This window comes from uncultured Aquitalea sp. (assembly GCF_945957525.1).
Classification (GTDB): Bacteria; Pseudomonadota; Gammaproteobacteria; order Burkholderiales; family Chromobacteriaceae; genus Aquitalea.
This window is the reverse complement of record NZ_CAMFLA010000005.1, coordinates 65,238-83,320: the sequence shown is the minus strand read 5'-3', so window position 1 is coordinate 83,320 and position 18,083 is coordinate 65,238. Positions and strand designations below refer to the sequence as shown.

Genomic DNA, 18,083 nt, shown 5'->3' with positions numbered 1-18,083 from the left:
TGTCCTTCCTCGAGTCGCCAGCACGCTGGTCCGCCGCCCCGCCCCTCCTCAACCATTCAGCCCCTGCGGGCTGAGCGACTGCCACAACAAGGCGGTGGCCAGACTGCGGCAGGGTGAAAACGGCTGCATGAGTCGCGCGGTTTCCCGCGCGTCCGGTCGCGCCGGCAAGTCGTAAAAACGCTGCAAGGCAGCAGACAGGCCGCTGTCGCCCACCGGCACACAATCGGCAAAACCCAGGCCGCGCATCATCAGGTAATGCGCCGTCCACGGCCCCACGCCGTGCAAGGCCAGCAAGGCCCGCTCCGCCGTTTCGGCAGAGCCTTCCGCCAGCGCATCCAGCGCCAGCCCACCGCTGGCCACCGCCTCGGCCGCCGACAACAGATACTTCACCTTGCTGCGGGAAAACTGCCGGCGCGTCAGCGCTTCGCCCTCCAGCGCCGCCACTTGCTGCGGCGTTGGGAAAGCGATCAGGCCGCTGTCTCCCGCCGGTTGTCCGGCTTCCTCGATCAGCACCGCCCGCAAGCGGGTGGCGAAAGCCAGATTGATCTGCTGCCCGATAATGGCCCAGCACAAGGCCTCCCACGGCGATGCGGCCAAGGGCAGCCACAGCGGCGGGCCCATCTCGTCCAGCCGCGCCGCCAATGGTTCGCGCCGAGCCAGCGCCCGCCAGGCGGCATGTCCCGCGCCCAGGCCCAGCATGCGACAGACTGTCCGATGCGCCTCCGGCATCACCTCGCCCCAGCGCGACGCCCCCGCGCCCTCCACCGCCACCACGGCCTCGCCTTCGGCCAAAGTCAACATCAGCACCAAGGGCTCGCCCGCCAGCCACAGGGCCTTGCGCAGGCTGCACCCCTCTCGCCGCTCGGCCGGGCCGGCCGGGTCGCGCCCGTGGTAATCCAGCGCCGGCTCCAGGCGATAGGCGGCAGGCAGGCGGAGGCGAAACTGCGGCCGCTCGCCAAGACGGGCCAGCTCGGCCGCAGTCATGCCGAAGGTAGCCATACAGTCGTCGTCCATACCGGGCTCGGCTGGCATGCTGCCACCGCACAAGCCTTGCCACAGCGCCGCCGTGCGGAGGCCGCGTCGCCAGCCGGCCTCATCCGCCTGAGCATGGCGCAACAAAAAGGCAGGCAGATCCGCCTCCGCCACGCCGGCCAGCGCGGCCAGCGCGTCTGTGCGTATGTCCGGATCGTCTGCCGCCGCGCGTCGCAAAATCACATAGCGCTCGGCTTCGGCCAGGGCGGCCGCGCTGGCGGGCTTTGACGAAGTGGCGGACATGGCGGGCTCCCGGGCAAAACCCACATCATGCCAGCCGGATACGCCGGCGTCTTGTTGCCGCTTGCGGGCAAAACAAAACCGCCGGGCCAAAGGCGACGGCGGCAGGACGACGGCATAGCGAGGATGCCAGCCTGTTAACGCGCATGCGCATCAGTCGGCAGGTACGGACAGTGCCGGCTCGGCGCCGGCGTCAAACGCCGCCACCCGCCCTATCCACCACATCGCCACCGCCACCAGCGCCACGGCAAACAGCCCGTTCTCGCCATAGCCCAGAATGCGGCCACCGCCGCCACTGCTCAGCAGCAAACCGCCCAGCCAGGCGCCGCAGCCATTGCAAATGGATTGCACCGCACTGTTGACACTGAGAAAAGCGCCGCGGTGACGCGGCTCCGGCACGGTGGTAATCAGGGCTTGCATGGGAATCATGCGGCCGGACACCGCCACCATGAAGCAGGGGAAAAACGCCACCAGCGCCCAGAACGGCCAATCCGGCAGATGGGTCACCAGCAGCACCGGCGCCATGGATACCAGCGCCATGACGCGGAACACCCGATGTTTGCCGAAGCGGTCCGCCATGCGGCCAATTGCGCGCGAGGTGAAAAAGGTGGCCGCGCCGCCCGCCATGTAAATCCAGGAAATTTGCTGCGGCTCGATGCCGTGATTGGCCACCAGCACCGGCGAGATGAAGGGGATCACCATCATGTGCGACACCATCACCAGCGCCGTCAGCAGGAAAGCCCGCTGATGGCCGGGCGTGCGAAACAGTTCCAGCAAATCCGGCAGCACGCGCGACAGCGGCGGCACGCCGCGCGACAAGTGCTCGGCCAGCGGCGGCACCAGCTTCGCGCCCAGTCCCCAGATCAACACCGACAGCACCACCAACAGGAAAAACGGCGTGGACCAGCCATAATGCGCGCCCAGCACGATGCCGGCGGGCACCCCGGCAATCGCCGCCAGCGAAAAGGCCGTCATGATCACGCCGGTGGCCGCCCCGCGTCGCTGCGGCGGCACCACATCGCTGACAATGGCCATGACGATGGAGCCCATCACCCCACCGGTGAGGCCGGCAAAAGCACGGGCAAACAACAGCAGGTGGAAGTTGGGCGCCAGCGCGCACAACAGATTGCTGGCGGCAAACAGGCCATAAATCACCAGCAGCAGCTTGCGACGATCAAAGCGGTCGATATAGGCGGTGGCAAACAGGCCGGACAGGCCGGAACACCAGGAATAAGCAGACACCGCCGTGGCGAAGGCGGCGGGAGAGATGCTGAAAGCGCGCATGATTTGCGGGCCCAGCGGCATCATCACCATGAAGTCCATGATGATGGTGAACTGCGTCAGCGCCAGCAGCCACAACAAGCGGCGCTCACGCGCGGGTGTCAGGGGATTCATGCCTTGCTCCGGGGGACGGAATCGTCAAGGTTGGCCGAAGACAGCGCGCCAGACAAGGCCTCGTCGGCCAACAGCGCGTGCAGGCGAGCCACCACGGGTTTGTCCAGCGCCTGCGCGGCGTAGCACAGCCCGATCCGCCGCGTCAGTTGCGGCCCGGCGGCAGGCACGCCGCAAACGCCGCCCAGCTCTTCCAGCAAAGTTGCGGGCAACAAGGCCACGCCCCAACCGGCCTCCACCATCCGCGCCGCCAGCGCCAGGCTGCCGGCTTTTGCCGCAAGCATCACGCCGCGACTGTTTTCACCATGCATGGCCAGCAGCCGCTGGTGCGACTCATGCCCCGGGCAGGTAATCCAGTCTTCCTGCCCCAGCGCGGCCAGGTCCACCTCCGCCAGCCCCGCCAGCGGGCTCTGCGCCGGCACGGCCAGCACGAAACGCTCCTCCCACAAGGGCAGGAACAAATCGTCCTCGCAGCGCAGGTCTTCCGGCGCCACGCGCGCGTCCCCCACGCAACCCGGCTCGGCACTCAACAACAAGCCGGGTATCCGCTGCCTCGCCAGCCGCAGGATGCGGCTCAAGCGCGACGGCGCGATGTCGCCATCCACGCCCAGCAGCATGGGTTCGCAGCTGCGCCGTTCGCGAAACAGGCTGCTGACGCTTTCCATCTGATCCAGCAGTTTGCGCGCCTGCGGGTAGAACAAGCGCGCCTCCTCCGTCACAGCCACGCCGCGCGGCTGCCGCACAAACAAGGGGGCGCCCAGCATGTCTTCCAGCTGACGGATGGTGACCGACAGCGTGGGCTGGGTAATGAACAAGCGCTGGGCGGCCTGGGTAATGTTGCGTTCCTCGAACACGGCGACAAAAGCCTTGAGCTGACGACTATCCATAGTTTTTTTCGATGCCTGCAACAGAAACAAAGCATTTTTCAGCGATAACTATCAAGAATACACTCGTGCCAAGCTCTCAGCCATCTGCAAACACTATTTCAGGAGTTAATCATGAACAAACCGCTGATCATCATTACCGGCGCCAGCTCCGGCATCGGCGAAGCCACCGCCCGTCTCTTGTCATCGCAAGGCCACCCGCTGCTGCTGCTGGCCCGCCGGCTGGAACGCCTGGAAGCCTTGAACCTGCCCAGCACCCTGTGCCGCGCCGTCGATGTAACCGACGCCGTCGCCATGCAGGCCGCCATCAAGGAAGCTGAACAGCGCTTCGGCCCGGCCGACGCCATCGTCAACAACGCCGGCGTGATGCTGCTGGGCGAGATGGCCAAGCAAAACCCTGACGAGTGGCAGCGCATGCTGGACGTCAACGTGAAGGGTCTGCTCAACGGCATCCACGCCGTGCTGGGCGGCATGGTGGCGCGCAAGAGCGGCACCATCATCAACATTAGCTCCATCGCGGGCCGCAAGACCTTCCCCAACCACGTGGCCTACTGCGGCACTAAGTTCGCCGTGCACGCCATCTCGGAAAACCTGCGCGAAGAAGTGGCCGGCCATAATGTGCGCGTCATCACCATCGCCCCGGGCGCGGTGGAAACCGAGTTGTTGAGCCACACCAGCGACGAGGGCATCAAGCAAGGCTACGAAGAATGGAAGGAAGGCATGGGCGGCGTGCTCAAGGCCACCGACATCGCCAGCGCCATCGCCTACGCCTACCAGCAACCGCAAAACGTCTGCGTGCGCGAAATCGTGCTGGCGGCTACCGGTCAGCCGGCCTGATGCACTGATTTTCCGCGTCGCTACAACGCAAAAAGGATGTCTTTCTCGGACATCCTTTTTTTGCACTGCGGCAAAAAATGAAAATAATCCTCTTCCTTCACAGCCTGCTGTAAGAATTTTGTTCAACAAAAATCAGAATTTACAACAGAGCTTGTATCAACATCGTTTTTTCCCACCCCATAAAATGAGCAACGCCAGACAGAAACAGCCGGCGCGCGTCAAGACGCCGGCCCTGCTGGCCCAACCCGGATACTGACTTGCAGTAGCGGCTATCCAGCCATCACCCCGTTCCGGGCAGGCTATTGTTCCGACATTTCTGGAGTGGAAAATGAAAAACGTCGTTATTGTCGATGATCACCCGGCGATCTGCCTGGCAGTGAAGTCAGTGCTCGAATCCTCGGGCAAGTACAAGGTGGTGGCCGATTGCGACAACGGCCAATCCGCCATCGAGACCATGCGCGAGAACCGGGTGGACCTGATGGTGGTGGACCTCAACATCCCGCGCATCGGCGGTCTGGACCTCATCAAGCGGCTGAAAACCCAGCAGCCGGACACCAAGATGCTGGTGCTGTCCGCTCACGATGAATCGGTTTACGCCTCGCGTTCCATGCAGGCGGGCGCGGACGGCTACGTCAGCAAGACCCGCGATCTGGGCTCGGTAGTGTCCGCCGCCGATGTGGTGATGGCCGGCTACAGCTTCTTCCCGCGCGGCGTGGTGGCCGGCATCAAGATGGAAGACGGCAAGACGCAAGACACGCGAATCAACAAGCTGTCCGACCGTGAACTCTCCGTGCTGCAGCACCTGGTGCAGGGCTTGTCCAACAAGGATATCGCCGAGCGGCTGTTCATCAGCAACAAGACGGTGAGCACCTACAAGGTGAACATCTTCGAAAAACTCGGCATCAGCAATGTGGTGGAGCTGACTGACTTCGCCCGCAGCAACAATCTGGTGTGAGCCGGTGCGGCCGGCATCCACCGGCCCCGCCTGAGAGGGCGCCAAAACGCCAGCCCCGCCACGCATGAACAAAAGCCCTGCCGGTTTGCTCCGACAGGGCTCTTCTGTTTGCAGCCGCGCATCAGACCGCCGCGGAGCGACAACCCGGACAGCCGGGTGGGCCGAAGGCGCTCAGCCGCAGGCGCCAACGTGACCGCAGGCGGTGCAGAATTCGCAACCATCCTTCTTGATCAGCGCGTGATTGCCGCACTCCGGACAAGGCTTGCCGGCCACTTGCTTCAGCGTGGCCACACCGGGCAGGTCGGCGCTGAACAGATCGCTCTGCTCCGGCACCATCACCCCCATCTCTTCTACCGGCACGCCCTCTTCCGTCAGCACGCCCAGCATGGCGTAGCGGTGGATCATGAGCTGCGCCATATAGGCGACAGTGGAGGGCCAGCTTTGCGACTTCTCAGAACCCGGCGTGCGAGCGAAGAAGTCGCCCTGCGGCTCGGCATAGCTCAAGAGCTTGCGCAGCTTCATGCCGATCCAGGCCGGATCGATCACGCGCATGTCCAGGCTCAGCATCTTGCACAGACCGTCCAGCTCGCGCGGGTAGCTGCCCGCCAGCCATACTGAATACGGGCGGCGCTTGCCGTTGGGCAACACCAGCTCTTTCAGGAACAGGACAAAATCATCGCCGGTTTGCGGATTACCCACATCCACCGACCAGCTCATGGTGCCGTCGGTGCCCGACTTGGGTTCCTTGCGGGCAAACAGCGCGTCCATCACCGGCGTAGGCGCATGTTCGTCCTTCTCCAGCGCGCCCAACTGGGCCACGCGATGGCGCACTACCTGCCCCAGCGCAGCGGCGGCCGAGGTGGCGTACACCGTCTTGTCGCCCAGCTCGAAGGCGTAGCGCTTGTCGCCGTTGGTGTGGGACAGCGCGTCCAGCTTGGCGGCAAGCCAGGCGTGATCGCGGCAGCGCATGTCCATGGACAGGGTCTTGGCGATGGCGCCCAGGCCGCGCTGTTCCTCTGTAGCGTTGACCCAGCACTCGAACGGGGTGAGATGGCCGTTTTCCACATGGCCCACCACCACGGCAAAGTCGCCGGCCGCGCCTTCCACCATATAGGTCCAGGACGGGTTGCCCTCTTTCAGTTTCGGCCGGTTGGGCCACTTGAGGCTGGCCAGCGCCGGACTGGGCGTGGTGTTCAGGGTGATGCGGCGGTCCGGGTCGCCATCCTGGCTGGCGGACAGATCCTGCGGCGCCTCCTTGGCTTCCTTGGCCGGCTCTACCGACAACACCGAACCCAATACGCTGTTGGGGCGATACGTGGTGATGCCCTTCAGGCCGTTGCGCCAGGCTTCCAGATACAGGGTTTCGAAATCGGCAAACGGATAATCGGCCGGCACGTTCACCGTCTTGGAGATGGCGGTGTCGATGAAAGGGGCTACCGCCGCCACCATGCGCATGTGATCCAGCGCGCTCATTTCCAGCGCGGAGACAAAGTACTCCGGCAAGGCCTGGGTATCGCCGCCCTGCATGCGATAGACGCGATAGGCGTGGTCTTCCACCAGGTATTCCTGGCTGCCGCCGTCCGCCATGCGCTTTTTGCGGGTGTAGAACCAGGAGAAAGGCGGTTCGATGCCATTGCTGGCGTTGTCGGCGAAGGCCAGCGAAATGGTGCCGGTGGGCGCGATGGACAGCAGGTGCGAATTGCGGATGCCATGCTTGCGGATGCGCTGCTTGATGCTCTCCGGCAAACGGCTGGCGCAATGCGGCTCGGCCAAGTATTTGTCCGCGTCGAATAGCGGAAACGCACCTTTTTCGATGGCCAGATCCACCGAGGCGTCGTAAGCGGCGTCGCGCATGCTTTCAGAGATGCGTGCGGCAAAGCGACGGCCTTCTTCGCTGTCGTAGCGAATCTTCAGCATGATCAGCGCGTCGCCAAGCCCGGTGAAGCCCAGGCCGACGCGGCGTTTGGATTGCGCTTCGTTTTCCTGTTCCTTCAAGGGCCAGACGGTCAGATCCAGCACGTTGTCCAGCATGCGCACCGACATGCGCACCACGCTTTCAAAAGCCTTGAAATCAAAGCTGGGCTTGGCGCCGAAAGGCTGACGCACGTACTTGGTGAGATTGACCGACCCCAGATCGCAGCAGCCGTAGTCCGGCAACGGCTGCTCGCCGCAAGGGTTGGTGGACTCGATCACCTCGCAGTAGGACAGATTGTTGTCCTGATTGATGCGGGTCATGAACAGCACGCCGGGCTCGGCGTGGTCGTAGGTGGAATCCATGATCTGCCGCCACAGATCGCGGGCGCGCACGGTGCGGTACACCCACAGGCCGTCGTCGCGCTGAAAGTGGCCGGGGAAAGCCTCGGTCGCCGGTTCCACCTCATGGGTCAGCTGCCAATCGCCATCCGCTTCCACCGCACGCATGAAATCGTCCGACACGCCCACCGAAATATTGAAATTGCGCAGATCGCCTTTGTCCTTGGCGTGGATGAAATCCTCCACGTCAGGATGGCTCACGTCCAGCACGCCCATCTGGGCGCCGCGCCGCGCGCCGGCGGATTCTACCGTTTCGCAGCTGCGGTCAAACACGCGCATGTAGGACACCGGGCCGGAGGCACGGCTATTGGTGCCTTTCACCCGCGCGCCCTTGGGACGGATGCGGGAAAAGTTGTAACCCACGCCGCCACCGCGGCGCATGGTTTCCGCCGCCTGCAGCAGCGCTTCGTAAATGCCCACCTTGCCGCGCGAGGGTTCGGACACCGAGTCGCCCACCGGCTGCACGAAACAATTGATCAGCGTGGCGCGCAGATCGGTGCCGGCAGCGGAGTTGATGCGGCCGCCGGGAATGAAGCCATTGTCCAGCGCTTCAAAAAACAGAGGCTCGAAACGGGCCGGGTCCTTTTCCAGCGCAGCCAGCGCCTTGGCCACGCGCTGGCGCACTTCGTCCACGCTTTGTTCGCCACCCTTGGCGTATTTCTCCAGCAGCACCTCGCGCGAGATGTCCTGCTCAAGCATGGCCGCGCCTTGTTCCCGTTTCATCTGCTTCCCCCATTGTTCTTCAAGATTGAACGCCAATTATCCACACAATATGTGCAATAGAAAACGGCGTATTACACTACATGTAGTTACGCCGTTCGTTGACACATATCAAGCGGGATTTTTGCCTACTTGCCGGAAAGCTTGATCCCCAAGGGTACGCCGTCCCGTTCCGCGCGGTTTTTCACCGGATCAGCCAGTTTGATGCGTTCGCCCAGAGTGTTGTCATTCCGCATCATCACTCGCCGCGCGTTTTCCGCCCGTTGCCGCGCCAGCGCCTGCAAAGCCGCCTCGTCTACTTTCTCGTTGGAGATCAGCTCCGCGCGCAGGATCTTGGCCAGCGCCGCGCCGCTCGGTCCGGTGGGGTTCAGCGTGTGGCTCATCAGCTTGATGCGGCCGATGCGCTCCGCATACACCGTCTTGAGCGCCGACAGCATGGCCGGATCGGCAAGATCCGGCACCGGCAGCGGTTCTCCCGGCAGCAGGCTGCGACCCGCCGACTTCAGTACCGCCGCATCGATGCGGGCGCGCGCCAGCTCCTTGCCGTCAACGCTCGCGTCGTAACCGCCGCTGAGCTCCAGCATCATCTTGGGGCGCTTGCTCATCACTCCGGCCACTTTCTCCAGCTTTTCGCGTTCCGGCGGGGTAACGCTGGCCTCGCCCGGCACGAAGTAGATGTTGTCGAAGCCGTCGCCGCCAATCAACGCGCCCAGCGCGCGGAAAGGCGCGGTGACGATCTTGGTGACCACATTCACTACCGCTTTCCACACGATTTGCCCGTAGCTGAACTGCGGGTCGTCTAGGCTGCCGCTGACCGGCAGATCCAGGTCAATGCGGCCGTCGCTGTCCTCCAGCAAGGCCACCGCCAGCCGCAAGGGCAGGCGGGTGCCCTTGTAGTCCGGCACCTCTTCGCCCAGTTGCAGGGTGTCCAGCACCACACGGTTCTCGCCCTTCAGCTGGCGATGCTCCAGCAGATAGCGCAGATCCACCGTCAGGCGACCGTCATTGATGCGCCAGCCGGCAAAAGTCGTGGAATAGGGGTTGAGCGTGCTGAGCGGAATATTGCGGAAAGACAGGGTAATGTCGGTATCGTCCGTGACGGCCAGCGGCGCCAGCGCCCCGCGCACGCGCACGTCGCCATACTGGTCCACATCGCCGTTCAGCGTCACCGTGCCCTTGCGGCCGGGCTGGGTCGACAAACCCTGCACCGAACCGCGCAAGTGGTGCATCAGGGCCCGGAAATTGGGGTTCATGCTTTGGTCGGCAAACTCCACCCGGCCGCGGTTCATGTGCACGCTGCGCACCTCTACCGGCGGCAGCGGCGCGGCGGCGGCCGGCTTGACCGGCGCAGCGGGCTTGCCGGCGGCGCGGGCGGCGAAGATTTTCTGGAAGTTGAGCTGACGCTGCTGATCCAGAATTACGCGCGCCACAGGCTCTTCCAGACGGATATCGCGAATCGCCACCTTCAGCGGGTTGGCCTGCAAGGCGAGGCCATCCACCTTCAGGCTGCGCCAGCCCAGCAAGGGCAGTTTCTGCCCGGGCTCCATCACGCTGAGTTGGGTGATGCCGACGTCGCCAGCCACTTTCCAGGCAGAGCGAGCGGAGTCGATATCAAGGTTGGCCGAAAGCAGTCCGCCCGCCATGCGCAGCGGGGTGCCGGACAAACCATAGGGTGCCAGCGGCGCCAGCGGCACCTGGTTGGTGGACAGTTTGCCTTTCACCGCGCCGGAGGCGGGATCAAGGCTGAAATGTCCTGACAGCTTGCCGGTTTCCAGCATGCCGTCCAGTTGCACGTCCAGCGGGCCCTGCTCCTTGGCCAGCAGCTTGCCGCCCAAGCCCTTCAGGGCAAACGTGACGGGGCGCGGCAATGTCTGGTCAGTCCAGCTGACGCCACTGTCCGCCAGCGTTACCAGCGGATATTTCAGTTTCCAGCCGGGTTTGGCGTCGCTTTGGCCGGCACCGCCCGCCGCCTTGGCCGGCGCGGCGTTCTGCTTGAACAGCTCGGCCAGATTCACCGCGCCGTTGCGTTCCCGCCGCACATCGGCTTGCAGCCCTGCCAGCGTCACCTCGCCCGGCGCAATCTCCACATCCTTCTGACTGATGCGCGACGGGCCCAACTTGAGGCTGGCCAGCCGCAAGGGCGCGTTCTGGCCGCTGCGGCCCAGTTGCAGGTTTTTCAGTTCGCCGGACAGCTTGTCCACACTGAAGCCGGCTTCAGGCGTCAGCGAGAAGCCCGCTTGCAACAACGGCAATTCGGTTTCTATGGCCAGGGGGCCGGCAAAATGCGCGTCCTCCAGCCGGTAATGCCAGTCGCTCAGGCGGATGGCATCCACCTTGACGCGCCAGGGAGAGGGCTTGCTATCAGCCTGCGACGGTGCCGACTTGCCGGCAGGCACGGCCGCCAGCCAGTCGATGACGCCATTTTCCATGCGCCGGGCGTCGAGCCGGCCGCCGTTGAGCGCGACGCTGGCGATATTGACGCTATGGCTGGCCAGATCGAACTTGCCGCCGCTCACCTGCAGGGTCGGCAACACCAGTTCATGACGGGTGCCGGGCGCGTGCGCTTCCAGCCCCTTGAGCTGGGCGCTGAAGGGGTCCAGCGTCAGTTGCAGCGCCTTGCCGCTCATGTCGAAACGGTAGCGCACGCTGGCGCTGAGCTCGCCCTTGGGGCTGTCCAGATTCAGACTGGGTTTGATGTAATCCCATACCGTGGCCAGCTTCAGGCCAACCATGCTGATATCGCCGGAAGAGCGCAGCGGCTGCAGCTCCAGGCTGCCCTTCCAGTCAAAGCGGGTGCCGTCCTGCAAGCCGGCGTGCAGTTTGACGCCGCCTGCCTCAGGCAAGGTGGACACGTCCGTCAGAGCGATATTGAGCGGCGACACGCGGAAGCTGCCATCCGGATCCGCCAGCTTGTCGTGCAGATAAACCGCCCCCTGTCGCAGCCGGAACGACTCCAGCAACAGGCGCGGCATGGCCTTGTCGTCAGCCTCTTTGGCCTTGGGCGAGCCGCTGGCGTCCTTGATGAAGCGCGCCCAGTTCCACTCGCCCTTATCGTCCCGCTCCACCCACAGCTGCGGCTTGTCGACGCTGAATTCCGCCGCTTGCCAGCGCCCGATCAGCAAGGCCCTCGGCGTAGCGTCGAGAAATACACGATCGGCGGAAAACAGCGGCTTGCCATCGCCTTCGGCCAACTTGAGCGCCTTCACTTCCACCGTCATGCTCCACGGGTGGATGCTCACCTCGCCCAGCGTCAGCTGCCGGCCGATGCCTCGCGCCCAGTCCGCCGCCGCCCGCTGCGCCATCCCCGGCGCAATGCCGGCCAGAAAAGCGAACAGCAGCGCGATGAAGATGGCGATGGCCGCCAGCCAGCGCTTCCAGCGGAAACTTGGCGTTTTCTTTGGAGATTCGGGATGTGGCGTGCTAACAGAATCCATAATGTCTTATAGCTATCTTTGAAACGCTATTTTAACTGTTTTACCAATGCCTGTTATAGACCTATCCGGGCGATGGCTGTTGTCTTCCATCAACACTCGCCGCCGCGCGGCGTATGAAGACATTGTCCAGCCATACGTCCCCCTCTAGGATGAAGTCACGGCTAGCTCGCCGTCTCAACCCGCATTTTCAAAGAGAAGCGCTTGCTCCCTGTTGCCCGGCTTATCCGTCAGCCCCGTCTCACCGAGCCCATCGCCGGCCTGGACGACCGCCCCGTCTTTCTGTTGCAGGCCCGGCGCCGCAACACCCTGCTCAACCACGCCCGCCGCGACACCAGCTCCGGCGCGCACCCGTAACGCAATACCGAGGATTTATGAACAGCGCTCAACAGATCAACCAGTGGCTGGACGACAATCGCATCACCGAAGTGGAATGCCTGATTCCGGACATGACCGGACTGGCGCGCGGCAAAATCGTGCCGCGCCACAAGTACAACCCGCAGGAAGGCCTGCGCCTGCCGGAAGCCGTGTTGTGCATGACCGTCACCGGCGACTACCCGGAAGAAGACTTCACAGCCGCCGCCGACCCGGACATGCGCCTGATTCCGGACCCCGCCACGGTACGCCCGGTGCCATGGAACAAGGAGCCCACCGCGCAGATCATCCACGACTGCGTGCACTTTGACGGCACCCCGGCCGATCTCTCGCCGCGCAACGTACTCAAGCGCATCATCAAGCTGTATGAAAACGAAGGTTGGGACGCGGTGGTCGCGCCGGAAATGGAGTTCTATCTGGTGCAGATGGAAGCCGATGAGGACATCCCGCTCAAACCACCGGTCGGCCGCACCAAGCGCACCGAGGCCGGCATGCAGAGCTTCTCCATCGACGCGGTCAACGAATACGACGATATTTTCGATGTGATGTACGACTGGTGCGAAGCCCAGGGTCTGGCGCTGGACACCCTGATCCACGAAATGGGCACCGCCCAGATGGAAATCAATCTGGACCATGGCGACCCACTGGCGCTGGCCGACCAGGTGTTCCTGTTCAAACGCACCGTGCGCGAAGTGGCCATCCGCAACGGCATGTACGCCACCTTCATGGCCAAACCCATGCAAGGCCAGCCCGGCAGCGCCATGCACCTGCACCAAAGTGTGGTGAACAAGGCCGATGGCCGCAATATTTTCAGCCTGGCCGACGGCCAGCCATCCAACGCCTTTTACCATTTCATCGGCGGCCTGCAAACCTATCTGCCGGCGGCGATGTCCTTCTTCGCACCCTTCGTGAATTCCTATCGCCGCCTGTCGCGCTATACATCGGCCCCCATCAATTTGTCCTGGGGCTTCGACAACCGCACCTGCGGCCTGCGCGTGCCCCACTCCGGCCCGGAGGCGCGCCGGGTGGAAAACCGCCTTGCCGGCGTGGACGTCAACCCCTACCTGGCCATTGCCGCCAGCCTGGCCTGCGGCTACCTCGGCATCAAACAGGGCCTGAAACCATCCGACCCGCTGACCGGCAGCGCCTACGAACAACCGCACCAGTTGCCGCGCCACCTCGACGACGCCATCGACATGCTGTTGCGTTGCCAACCGCTGGCCGACATCTTCGGCGAACATTTCATCCGCACCTACGGCGCCATCAAGGAAGCGGAATACCGCGAGTACTTTGATGTGATCAGCCCGTGGGAACGCCGCTTCCTGCTGCTCAACGTCTAAAGCCCACCGCCGCGCCGGCACCCGCCCACGGCGGTTTCCGGCCGGCACAAGCGCGGCGCGTGCTATGCTGCGCGCCACTCTCCCCGGCCAGGCTTGCCATGAAATCCATCGACATCTTCTGCACCGTCATCGACAACTACGGCGACATTGGCGTTGCCTGGCGGCTGGCGCGCCGGCTGGCGCACGACTTCGGCTATCCAGTGCGGCTATGGGTGGATGATCTGGCCAGCTTCGAGCGCATCGCACCGCTGCTGGAGGAGCATGCCGACCAGCAAACGCTGGACGACATCGCCGTGCGTCGCTGGCGCGCGGAAGACAGCTTTGCCGACTACCAGCCGGCGGATGTGGTGATTGAAGCCTTCGGCTGCCGCCTGCCGCATGCGGTGGAAGCCGCCATGGCGACGCAAAGCCCAGCCCCGCAGTGGATCAACCTGGAATACCTGTCGGCCGAAGACTGGGTCAGCGGCTGCCACCGCATGCCTTCCCCCCACCCACGGCTGCCGCTGGTCAAGCGCTTTTTCTTCCCGGGCTTCACCGCCGACACCGGCGGTCTGCTCTGCGAAGACGGCCTGATGGAAACACGCCGGCGCTGGCAGCAAGACCCGCTGGCGCAAAAAGCCTTCTGGCAGATGTTCGACATCCCGGAAAAACAAGCGGGTGAATGGCGTGTCAGCCTGTTTGCCTATGAAAACCCCGCCATCGGGGAACTGCTGTCGCTATGGGCTGCAGGCGAGCAGCCTGTCAGCTGCATGGTGCCGGAAGGCAAGGCACTGGCCGATGTATCGCGTTTCTTCGGCCAACCTTTGCAGGCAGGCCAGCACCTGAGGCGCGGCGCGCTCACCGCGCACGTGCTGCCCATGACCGACCAGGACGGCTACGATCTCACACTCTGGTCGTGCGATTTCAATTTTGTGCGCGGCGAAGACAGTTTCGTTCGCGCGCAATGGGCGGCGCGGCCGCTGGCCTGGCATATCTACAAGCAGGACGAAGATGCGCATCTGATCAAACTTGATGCCTTTTTGTCACACTACTGCGCCGGCATGCCCGCCGGCATGGCCGACGCTATCCGCGGTTTCAGCCACGCCTGGAACCTCGGCGCGGGCGCGGCGGACGCCTGGCGCAAGCTGGCGCCATGGCTGCCCGAGTGGCGGCGATACAGCACCGAATGGCCCGAAACGCTGCTGGAAGGCGGGGATTTGGGCGCGCGACTGGTGCAATTCATGGAATCCGGGCTAGAATAGCCCGTTTTTCGGAAACTGATTTCCGAGTTCAATCAAGAGTTTGGGACTTTACAAGCAATGAAAACCGCACAAGAACTCCGCGCTGGCAACGTATTCATGGTAGGCAACGACCCGATGGTCGTGCAGAAGGCTGAATTCAGCAAGTCCGGCCGCAATGCTTCCGTCGTGAAGATGAAGATGAAGAACCTGCTGACCGGCGCCGGCACTGAAACCGTATACCGCGCCGACGACAAGTTCGACGTCGTGGTTCTGGACCGCAAGGATTGCACCTACTCCTACTTCGCCGACCCGATGTACGTGTTCATGGACCAAGAGTTCAACCAGTACGAAGTGGAAGCCGACAACCTGGGCGACACCATCAACTACATCGTTGACGGCATGGAAGACGTTTGCCAGGTAACCTTCTACGACGGCAAGGCCATCTCCGTGGAACTGCCCACCACCGTGATCCGCGAAGTGGAATACACCGAACCGGCCGTGCGCGGCGACACCTCCGGCAAGGTACTGAAGCCGGCCAAGCTGGTAGGCACCACCTTCGAAGTGCAGGTTCCGGCCTTCGTCAACACCGGCGAAAAGATCGAAATCGATACCCGCACCGGCGAATTCAAGAAGCGCGCCTGATCGCCTCCTGATTCGAAAAAAGCGGCCCCAAGGGGCCGCTTTTTGTTTTACACGCCAGTCCGCGACATGGTTATGATGATGCGACCACCCTCCGGGACGCGCCGACATGAACCGACTGCAACACCTCCGCCTGCTGGCGGACTACAACCGCTGGATGAACGACAAGCTGTATGCCGCCGCCGCAAGGTTGGCCGAAGACGATCTCATGCGCGACACCGGCGCTTTCTTTGGCAGCCTGTTCGATACGCTGAACCACATTGTGGTGGGCGATACCCTGTGGCTGAAGCGCTTTGCCCGCCACCCGGACGGATTGCCGGCGCTGGCGGGACTGGACGGACTGCCTCAACCGCAAGCACTGAATGAGCGCCAATGCGCAACACTGCTTGAACTGCGCAAGCGCCGCGCCGAGCTGGACGCCCTGATCAGTGCCATGACGGCCCAACTGACCGAAGCGCATCTTGATCGCGCCCTCGCTTACCACAACACCCGCGGCCTGGCGCAATGCAAACCCTTCCATGGCCTGCTGGCGCATTTCTTCAATCACCAGACCCACCATCGCGGCCAGGCCAGTACCTTGCTGAGCCAGTTTGGCGAGGACCTTGGCGTGACCGACCTGATCGCGCTGATAGAAGATGTGCCGGGCTAAGATCCGCTCCCCCTGGCGCTGCGCGCTTGCCGCTTGCCGCTCGCCGTGCACGGCCGGCATCGGCGCGCTTGGCTCAGGCTCATTGCCAGGTTTTGTGATCGGCTCCATACGTCCTGCCGCCGAACCGGCGGCACAGCAAAGGCAAAGGCTATCTTCCGGATAGCCTTTGTTCTGCACGACAAGGGATAGCTCTTACAAGAGCTCGATCACATCCTTGCGCATCAAGGCCCGCGTCATCGGCTTCAGACTGTCCAGCAGTTTACTGGAGCAGGTATTGCCTTCCGGCTGGAACAATACGCTCCAGCTGGCGTGCAGCACATGATTCTTCTCATCCATGACAAAGCTGGAACTGAAGCGCGACTGTCCTGCCGTCACGTTTTCCGCGCGCGGCAAACGCCCTACCTGCCAGTCCGGCGGAAAACGCACCTCCATCTTCTCCTCGATCACCGCCGGCGTGCACAGCAAGGGCACCGATTGGGGCTTCTGAGTGATCAAACCACCCAACTGCTGCTGCAAATAACGGCTGATGCCCAAATGCGGCAAGGTCCAGAAGCTGTCCTGATCGGCTTTCTGATCCAGCGAAAAATCGATGCGAGTGGCAAAGTCGCCGTGATCCAGCCCCGGCGGCGACAGCGCGCTCCACTGCCCGCGCCCGGTGGCGCCAGCCTGCTCCAACACGCCTTGGACAATGCGGCTACGCGTTTCCAGCGTGGGCTGATCCGCAACCTGGCGCAGACCGGCGCTGGGAGATCCCCACATGCGCGTGGAAACCGACCCTTCAATGCCGCCGTCCGGCGCCACGGTCAGACGGGTTTCGGTGAGAAAACGGTTTTCCTCCGGACGCGTGGGCGGCAAGGTTTGCAGGCCCAGGCCATCGTCCACATGCAAAACCTGTTTGTCCTGACTGGCCACAGACAGTACGCCAAAGGGCAGGTAGCCTTCGGTGGCGTCGGCGTACAGTTTCCACTCCGGCAAATACAGGATGACGTGGTTGAAACTGTCTATCGCCGGCAACGGCCCGAGCGCATAGCGCTCGCCCAACTGCAACAGCACCAGCGAACTGTCGATGCCCTGCGCCGCCAGCAGCGCCTTGAGCAGTACCGCCTTGTCCTTGCAATCGCCGTAACGGTTGCGCATCACCTCGTCCGCGCTGTGCGGAATGTAATAGCCGTCCTCGATGTACACCTGCACATAGCGGATGTTCTGACTCACCCACTGATACAGCAGGCGCGCCTGCTCGCGACGGTCGGTGGTTTTGCCGACGATATCAGCTGCCAGTTGCCGCACCTCATCGGAAGGGCGGGACTTGTCCAGCGTGCGCTCATGGTAAAGACGCGCCAGCGTCGGCCAGTCACTCATGGAGCTGACGACGATCTGCCGACTGAAGTCGCGCGTATCCACCGTGTAGTCCGGGTTGAAGTCGAAAACATCGCTGTCCTGCGCCAGCGACCAGCTCCAGCTCTGTTCATTGCCCTTCACGCTGTGCGTCAGCGTCACACCCCGTGCCGCCACGCGCAGATTGATTCCTGCAGGCGCGCGCAAAATGCCGCTGCTCTCCTGCGTGCGGCGACGCGGGTCAAAATTCAGGGCGATGGAGTGCTGTCCGTCAAACAAGGGTTCCCGTACCTTGTAGCGGGTCTTCAGGTAAATGCTGGCGCCTTCGGCGAGCGCAGGAAACACCACGATGCGGGTGTGCATGTCGTTGAAGGCTGGTACGTTCTGCGCTTCGGCCTGCAGTTGCTCGTGGATATTGTCCGGACCGACCGGCACCTTGCGCCCATCAGGCAGCAAGGTATAAGCCTCCACCACATCGAATGTTTCCGTGCTGGCGTTGAAGTCCAGCGGCCACTGGCCGAAATCCAGCACATCCTGCCGGGTGGGCAGCTTCACTAGCCGTTCATGCTCCCACTCTTCCGTGCCGTCGGCGGCAAGGCGGATATCGTAATGATCCTTGAGGTACACCGGATGCGCGAATGCGGGAACAAGGCCGAAGCAGAAAGCCAGCGCGGCCAGACGACCGGACAAGGTGAACGCGGACATGGGTTTCCCCGCAATG

At 63.3% G+C, this 18,083-nt stretch carries 13 protein-coding genes; 7 read left to right on the top strand and 6 right to left on the bottom strand.

Translation table 11 applies throughout. The features are described from left to right. Window positions 1–48: 48 nt before the first annotated feature. The 3 genes from Q0P52_RS06360 to Q0P52_RS06350 form a co-directional block, all read right to left on the bottom strand. Entirely contained in the window at window positions 49–1,275 is a 1,227-nt protein-coding gene (locus Q0P52_RS06360; protein ID WP_293760196.1) for a hypothetical protein, read from the bottom strand. A 150-nt stretch (window positions 1,276–1,425) separates the two neighbouring features. Beyond that, window positions 1,426–2,667: an MFS transporter gene (locus Q0P52_RS06355; protein ID WP_293760198.1), complete on the bottom strand. Its 1,242-nt coding sequence runs from the start codon at window positions 2,665–2,667 to the stop codon at window positions 1,426–1,428. Next, complete coding sequence (locus tag Q0P52_RS06350) at window positions 2,664–3,551, bottom strand: LysR family transcriptional regulator (protein WP_293760200.1); 888 nt, start codon at window positions 3,549–3,551, stop codon at window positions 2,664–2,666. Before Q0P52_RS06350 ends, Q0P52_RS06355 begins: the two co-directional genes overlap by 4 nt. A 111-nt stretch (window positions 3,552–3,662) precedes the next feature. On the opposite strand from Q0P52_RS06350, the gene Q0P52_RS06345 reads away from it, so the two are divergent. After that, window positions 3,663–4,385 (top strand): SDR family oxidoreductase, encoded by a 723-nt coding sequence (locus tag Q0P52_RS06345; RefSeq protein ID WP_293760202.1) that lies wholly within the window; start codon window positions 3,663–3,665, stop codon window positions 4,383–4,385. A gap of 328 nt (window positions 4,386–4,713) precedes the next feature. Beyond that, window positions 4,714–5,340 (top strand): response regulator transcription factor, encoded by a 627-nt coding sequence (locus Q0P52_RS06340; protein WP_293760204.1) that lies wholly within the window; start codon window positions 4,714–4,716, stop codon window positions 5,338–5,340. A 171-nt stretch (window positions 5,341–5,511) separates the two neighbouring features. Here Q0P52_RS06340 and Q0P52_RS06335 read toward each other — a convergent pair whose 3' ends face one another. Both Q0P52_RS06335 and Q0P52_RS06330 read right to left on the bottom strand, forming a co-directional pair. Then, a complete protein-coding gene (locus Q0P52_RS06335) occupies window positions 5,512–8,376 on the bottom strand; it encodes an adenosylcobalamin-dependent ribonucleoside-diphosphate reductase (protein WP_293760206.1) in 2,865 nt (954 codons plus the stop codon). A gap of 125 nt (window positions 8,377–8,501) precedes the next feature. Further along, window positions 8,502–11,807: a DUF748 domain-containing protein gene (locus tag Q0P52_RS06330; RefSeq protein WP_293760208.1), complete on the bottom strand. Its 3,306-nt coding sequence runs from the start codon at window positions 11,805–11,807 to the stop codon at window positions 8,502–8,504. Between the two features lie 201 nt (window positions 11,808–12,008). Here Q0P52_RS06330 and Q0P52_RS06325 point away from each other — a divergent pair, with 201 nt between their 5' ends. The 5 genes from Q0P52_RS06325 to Q0P52_RS06305 all read left to right on the top strand — a co-directional run bounded on the left by Q0P52_RS06325 (window position 12,009) and on the right by Q0P52_RS06305 (window position 16,027). Further along, entirely contained in the window at window positions 12,009–12,161 is a 153-nt protein-coding gene (locus Q0P52_RS06325; RefSeq protein WP_293760210.1) for a hypothetical protein, read from the top strand. 17 nt (window positions 12,162–12,178) lie between these two features. Next, window positions 12,179–13,519 carry a glutamine synthetase family protein gene (locus Q0P52_RS06320; RefSeq protein WP_293760212.1) on the top strand — a complete coding sequence of 447 codons (1,341 nt, stop codon included), beginning with the start codon at window positions 12,179–12,181 and terminating at the stop codon, window positions 13,517–13,519. 98 nt (window positions 13,520–13,617) lie between these two features. Then, window positions 13,618–14,760, top strand: coding sequence for an elongation factor P maturation arginine rhamnosyltransferase EarP (gene earP / locus Q0P52_RS06315; protein ID WP_293760215.1), 1,143 nt, complete (start codon window positions 13,618–13,620; stop codon window positions 14,758–14,760). A 57-nt stretch (window positions 14,761–14,817) separates the two neighbouring features. Further along, window positions 14,818–15,381, top strand: coding sequence for an elongation factor P (gene efp, locus Q0P52_RS06310; RefSeq protein WP_293760217.1), 564 nt, complete (start codon window positions 14,818–14,820; stop codon window positions 15,379–15,381). A gap of 106 nt (window positions 15,382–15,487) precedes the next feature. Next, a complete protein-coding gene (locus Q0P52_RS06305) occupies window positions 15,488–16,027 on the top strand; it encodes a DinB family protein (protein WP_293760219.1) in 540 nt (179 codons plus the stop codon). A gap of 192 nt (window positions 16,028–16,219) precedes the next feature. Here Q0P52_RS06305 and Q0P52_RS06300 read toward each other — a convergent pair whose 3' ends face one another. Then, on the bottom strand, window positions 16,220–18,067 hold the full coding sequence (locus tag Q0P52_RS06300) for a DUF3857 domain-containing protein (RefSeq protein WP_293760221.1): 1,848 nt from the start codon (window positions 18,065–18,067) through the stop codon (window positions 16,220–16,222). Between the last annotated feature and the right edge of the window lie 16 nt (window positions 18,068–18,083).

What these genes read in the sequence shown, in the direction of transcription:
- Q0P52_RS06305 (WP_293760219.1), top strand. Translation starts at nt 15,488, where the DNA reads ATGAACCGACTGCAACACCTCCGCCTGCTGGCGGACTACAACCGCTGG.
- Q0P52_RS06340 (WP_293760204.1), top strand. Translation starts at nt 4,714, where the DNA reads ATGAAAAACGTCGTTATTGTCGATGATCACCCGGCGATCTGCCTGGCA.
- Q0P52_RS06355 (WP_293760198.1), bottom strand. Translation starts at nt 2,667, where the DNA reads ATGAATCCCCTGACACCCGCGCGTGAGCGCCGCTTGTTGTGGCTGCTG.
- Q0P52_RS06350 (WP_293760200.1), bottom strand. Translation starts at nt 3,551, where the DNA reads ATGGATAGTCGTCAGCTCAAGGCTTTTGTCGCCGTGTTCGAGGAACGC.
- Q0P52_RS06360 (WP_293760196.1), bottom strand. Translation starts at nt 1,275, where the DNA reads ATGTCCGCCACTTCGTCAAAGCCCGCCAGCGCGGCCGCCCTGGCCGAA.
- Q0P52_RS06300 (WP_293760221.1), bottom strand. Translation starts at nt 18,067, where the DNA reads ATGTCCGCGTTCACCTTGTCCGGTCGTCTGGCCGCGCTGGCTTTCTGC.
- Q0P52_RS06320 (WP_293760212.1), top strand. Translation starts at nt 12,179, where the DNA reads ATGAACAGCGCTCAACAGATCAACCAGTGGCTGGACGACAATCGCATC.
- efp (WP_293760217.1), top strand. Translation starts at nt 14,818, where the DNA reads ATGAAAACCGCACAAGAACTCCGCGCTGGCAACGTATTCATGGTAGGC.
- Q0P52_RS06330 (WP_293760208.1), bottom strand. Translation starts at nt 11,807, where the DNA reads ATGGATTCTGTTAGCACGCCACATCCCGAATCTCCAAAGAAAACGCCA.
- Q0P52_RS06345 (WP_293760202.1), top strand. Translation starts at nt 3,663, where the DNA reads ATGAACAAACCGCTGATCATCATTACCGGCGCCAGCTCCGGCATCGGC.
- earP (WP_293760215.1), top strand. Translation starts at nt 13,618, where the DNA reads ATGAAATCCATCGACATCTTCTGCACCGTCATCGACAACTACGGCGAC.
- Q0P52_RS06335 (WP_293760206.1), bottom strand. Translation starts at nt 8,376, where the DNA reads ATGAAACGGGAACAAGGCGCGGCCATGCTTGAGCAGGACATCTCGCGC.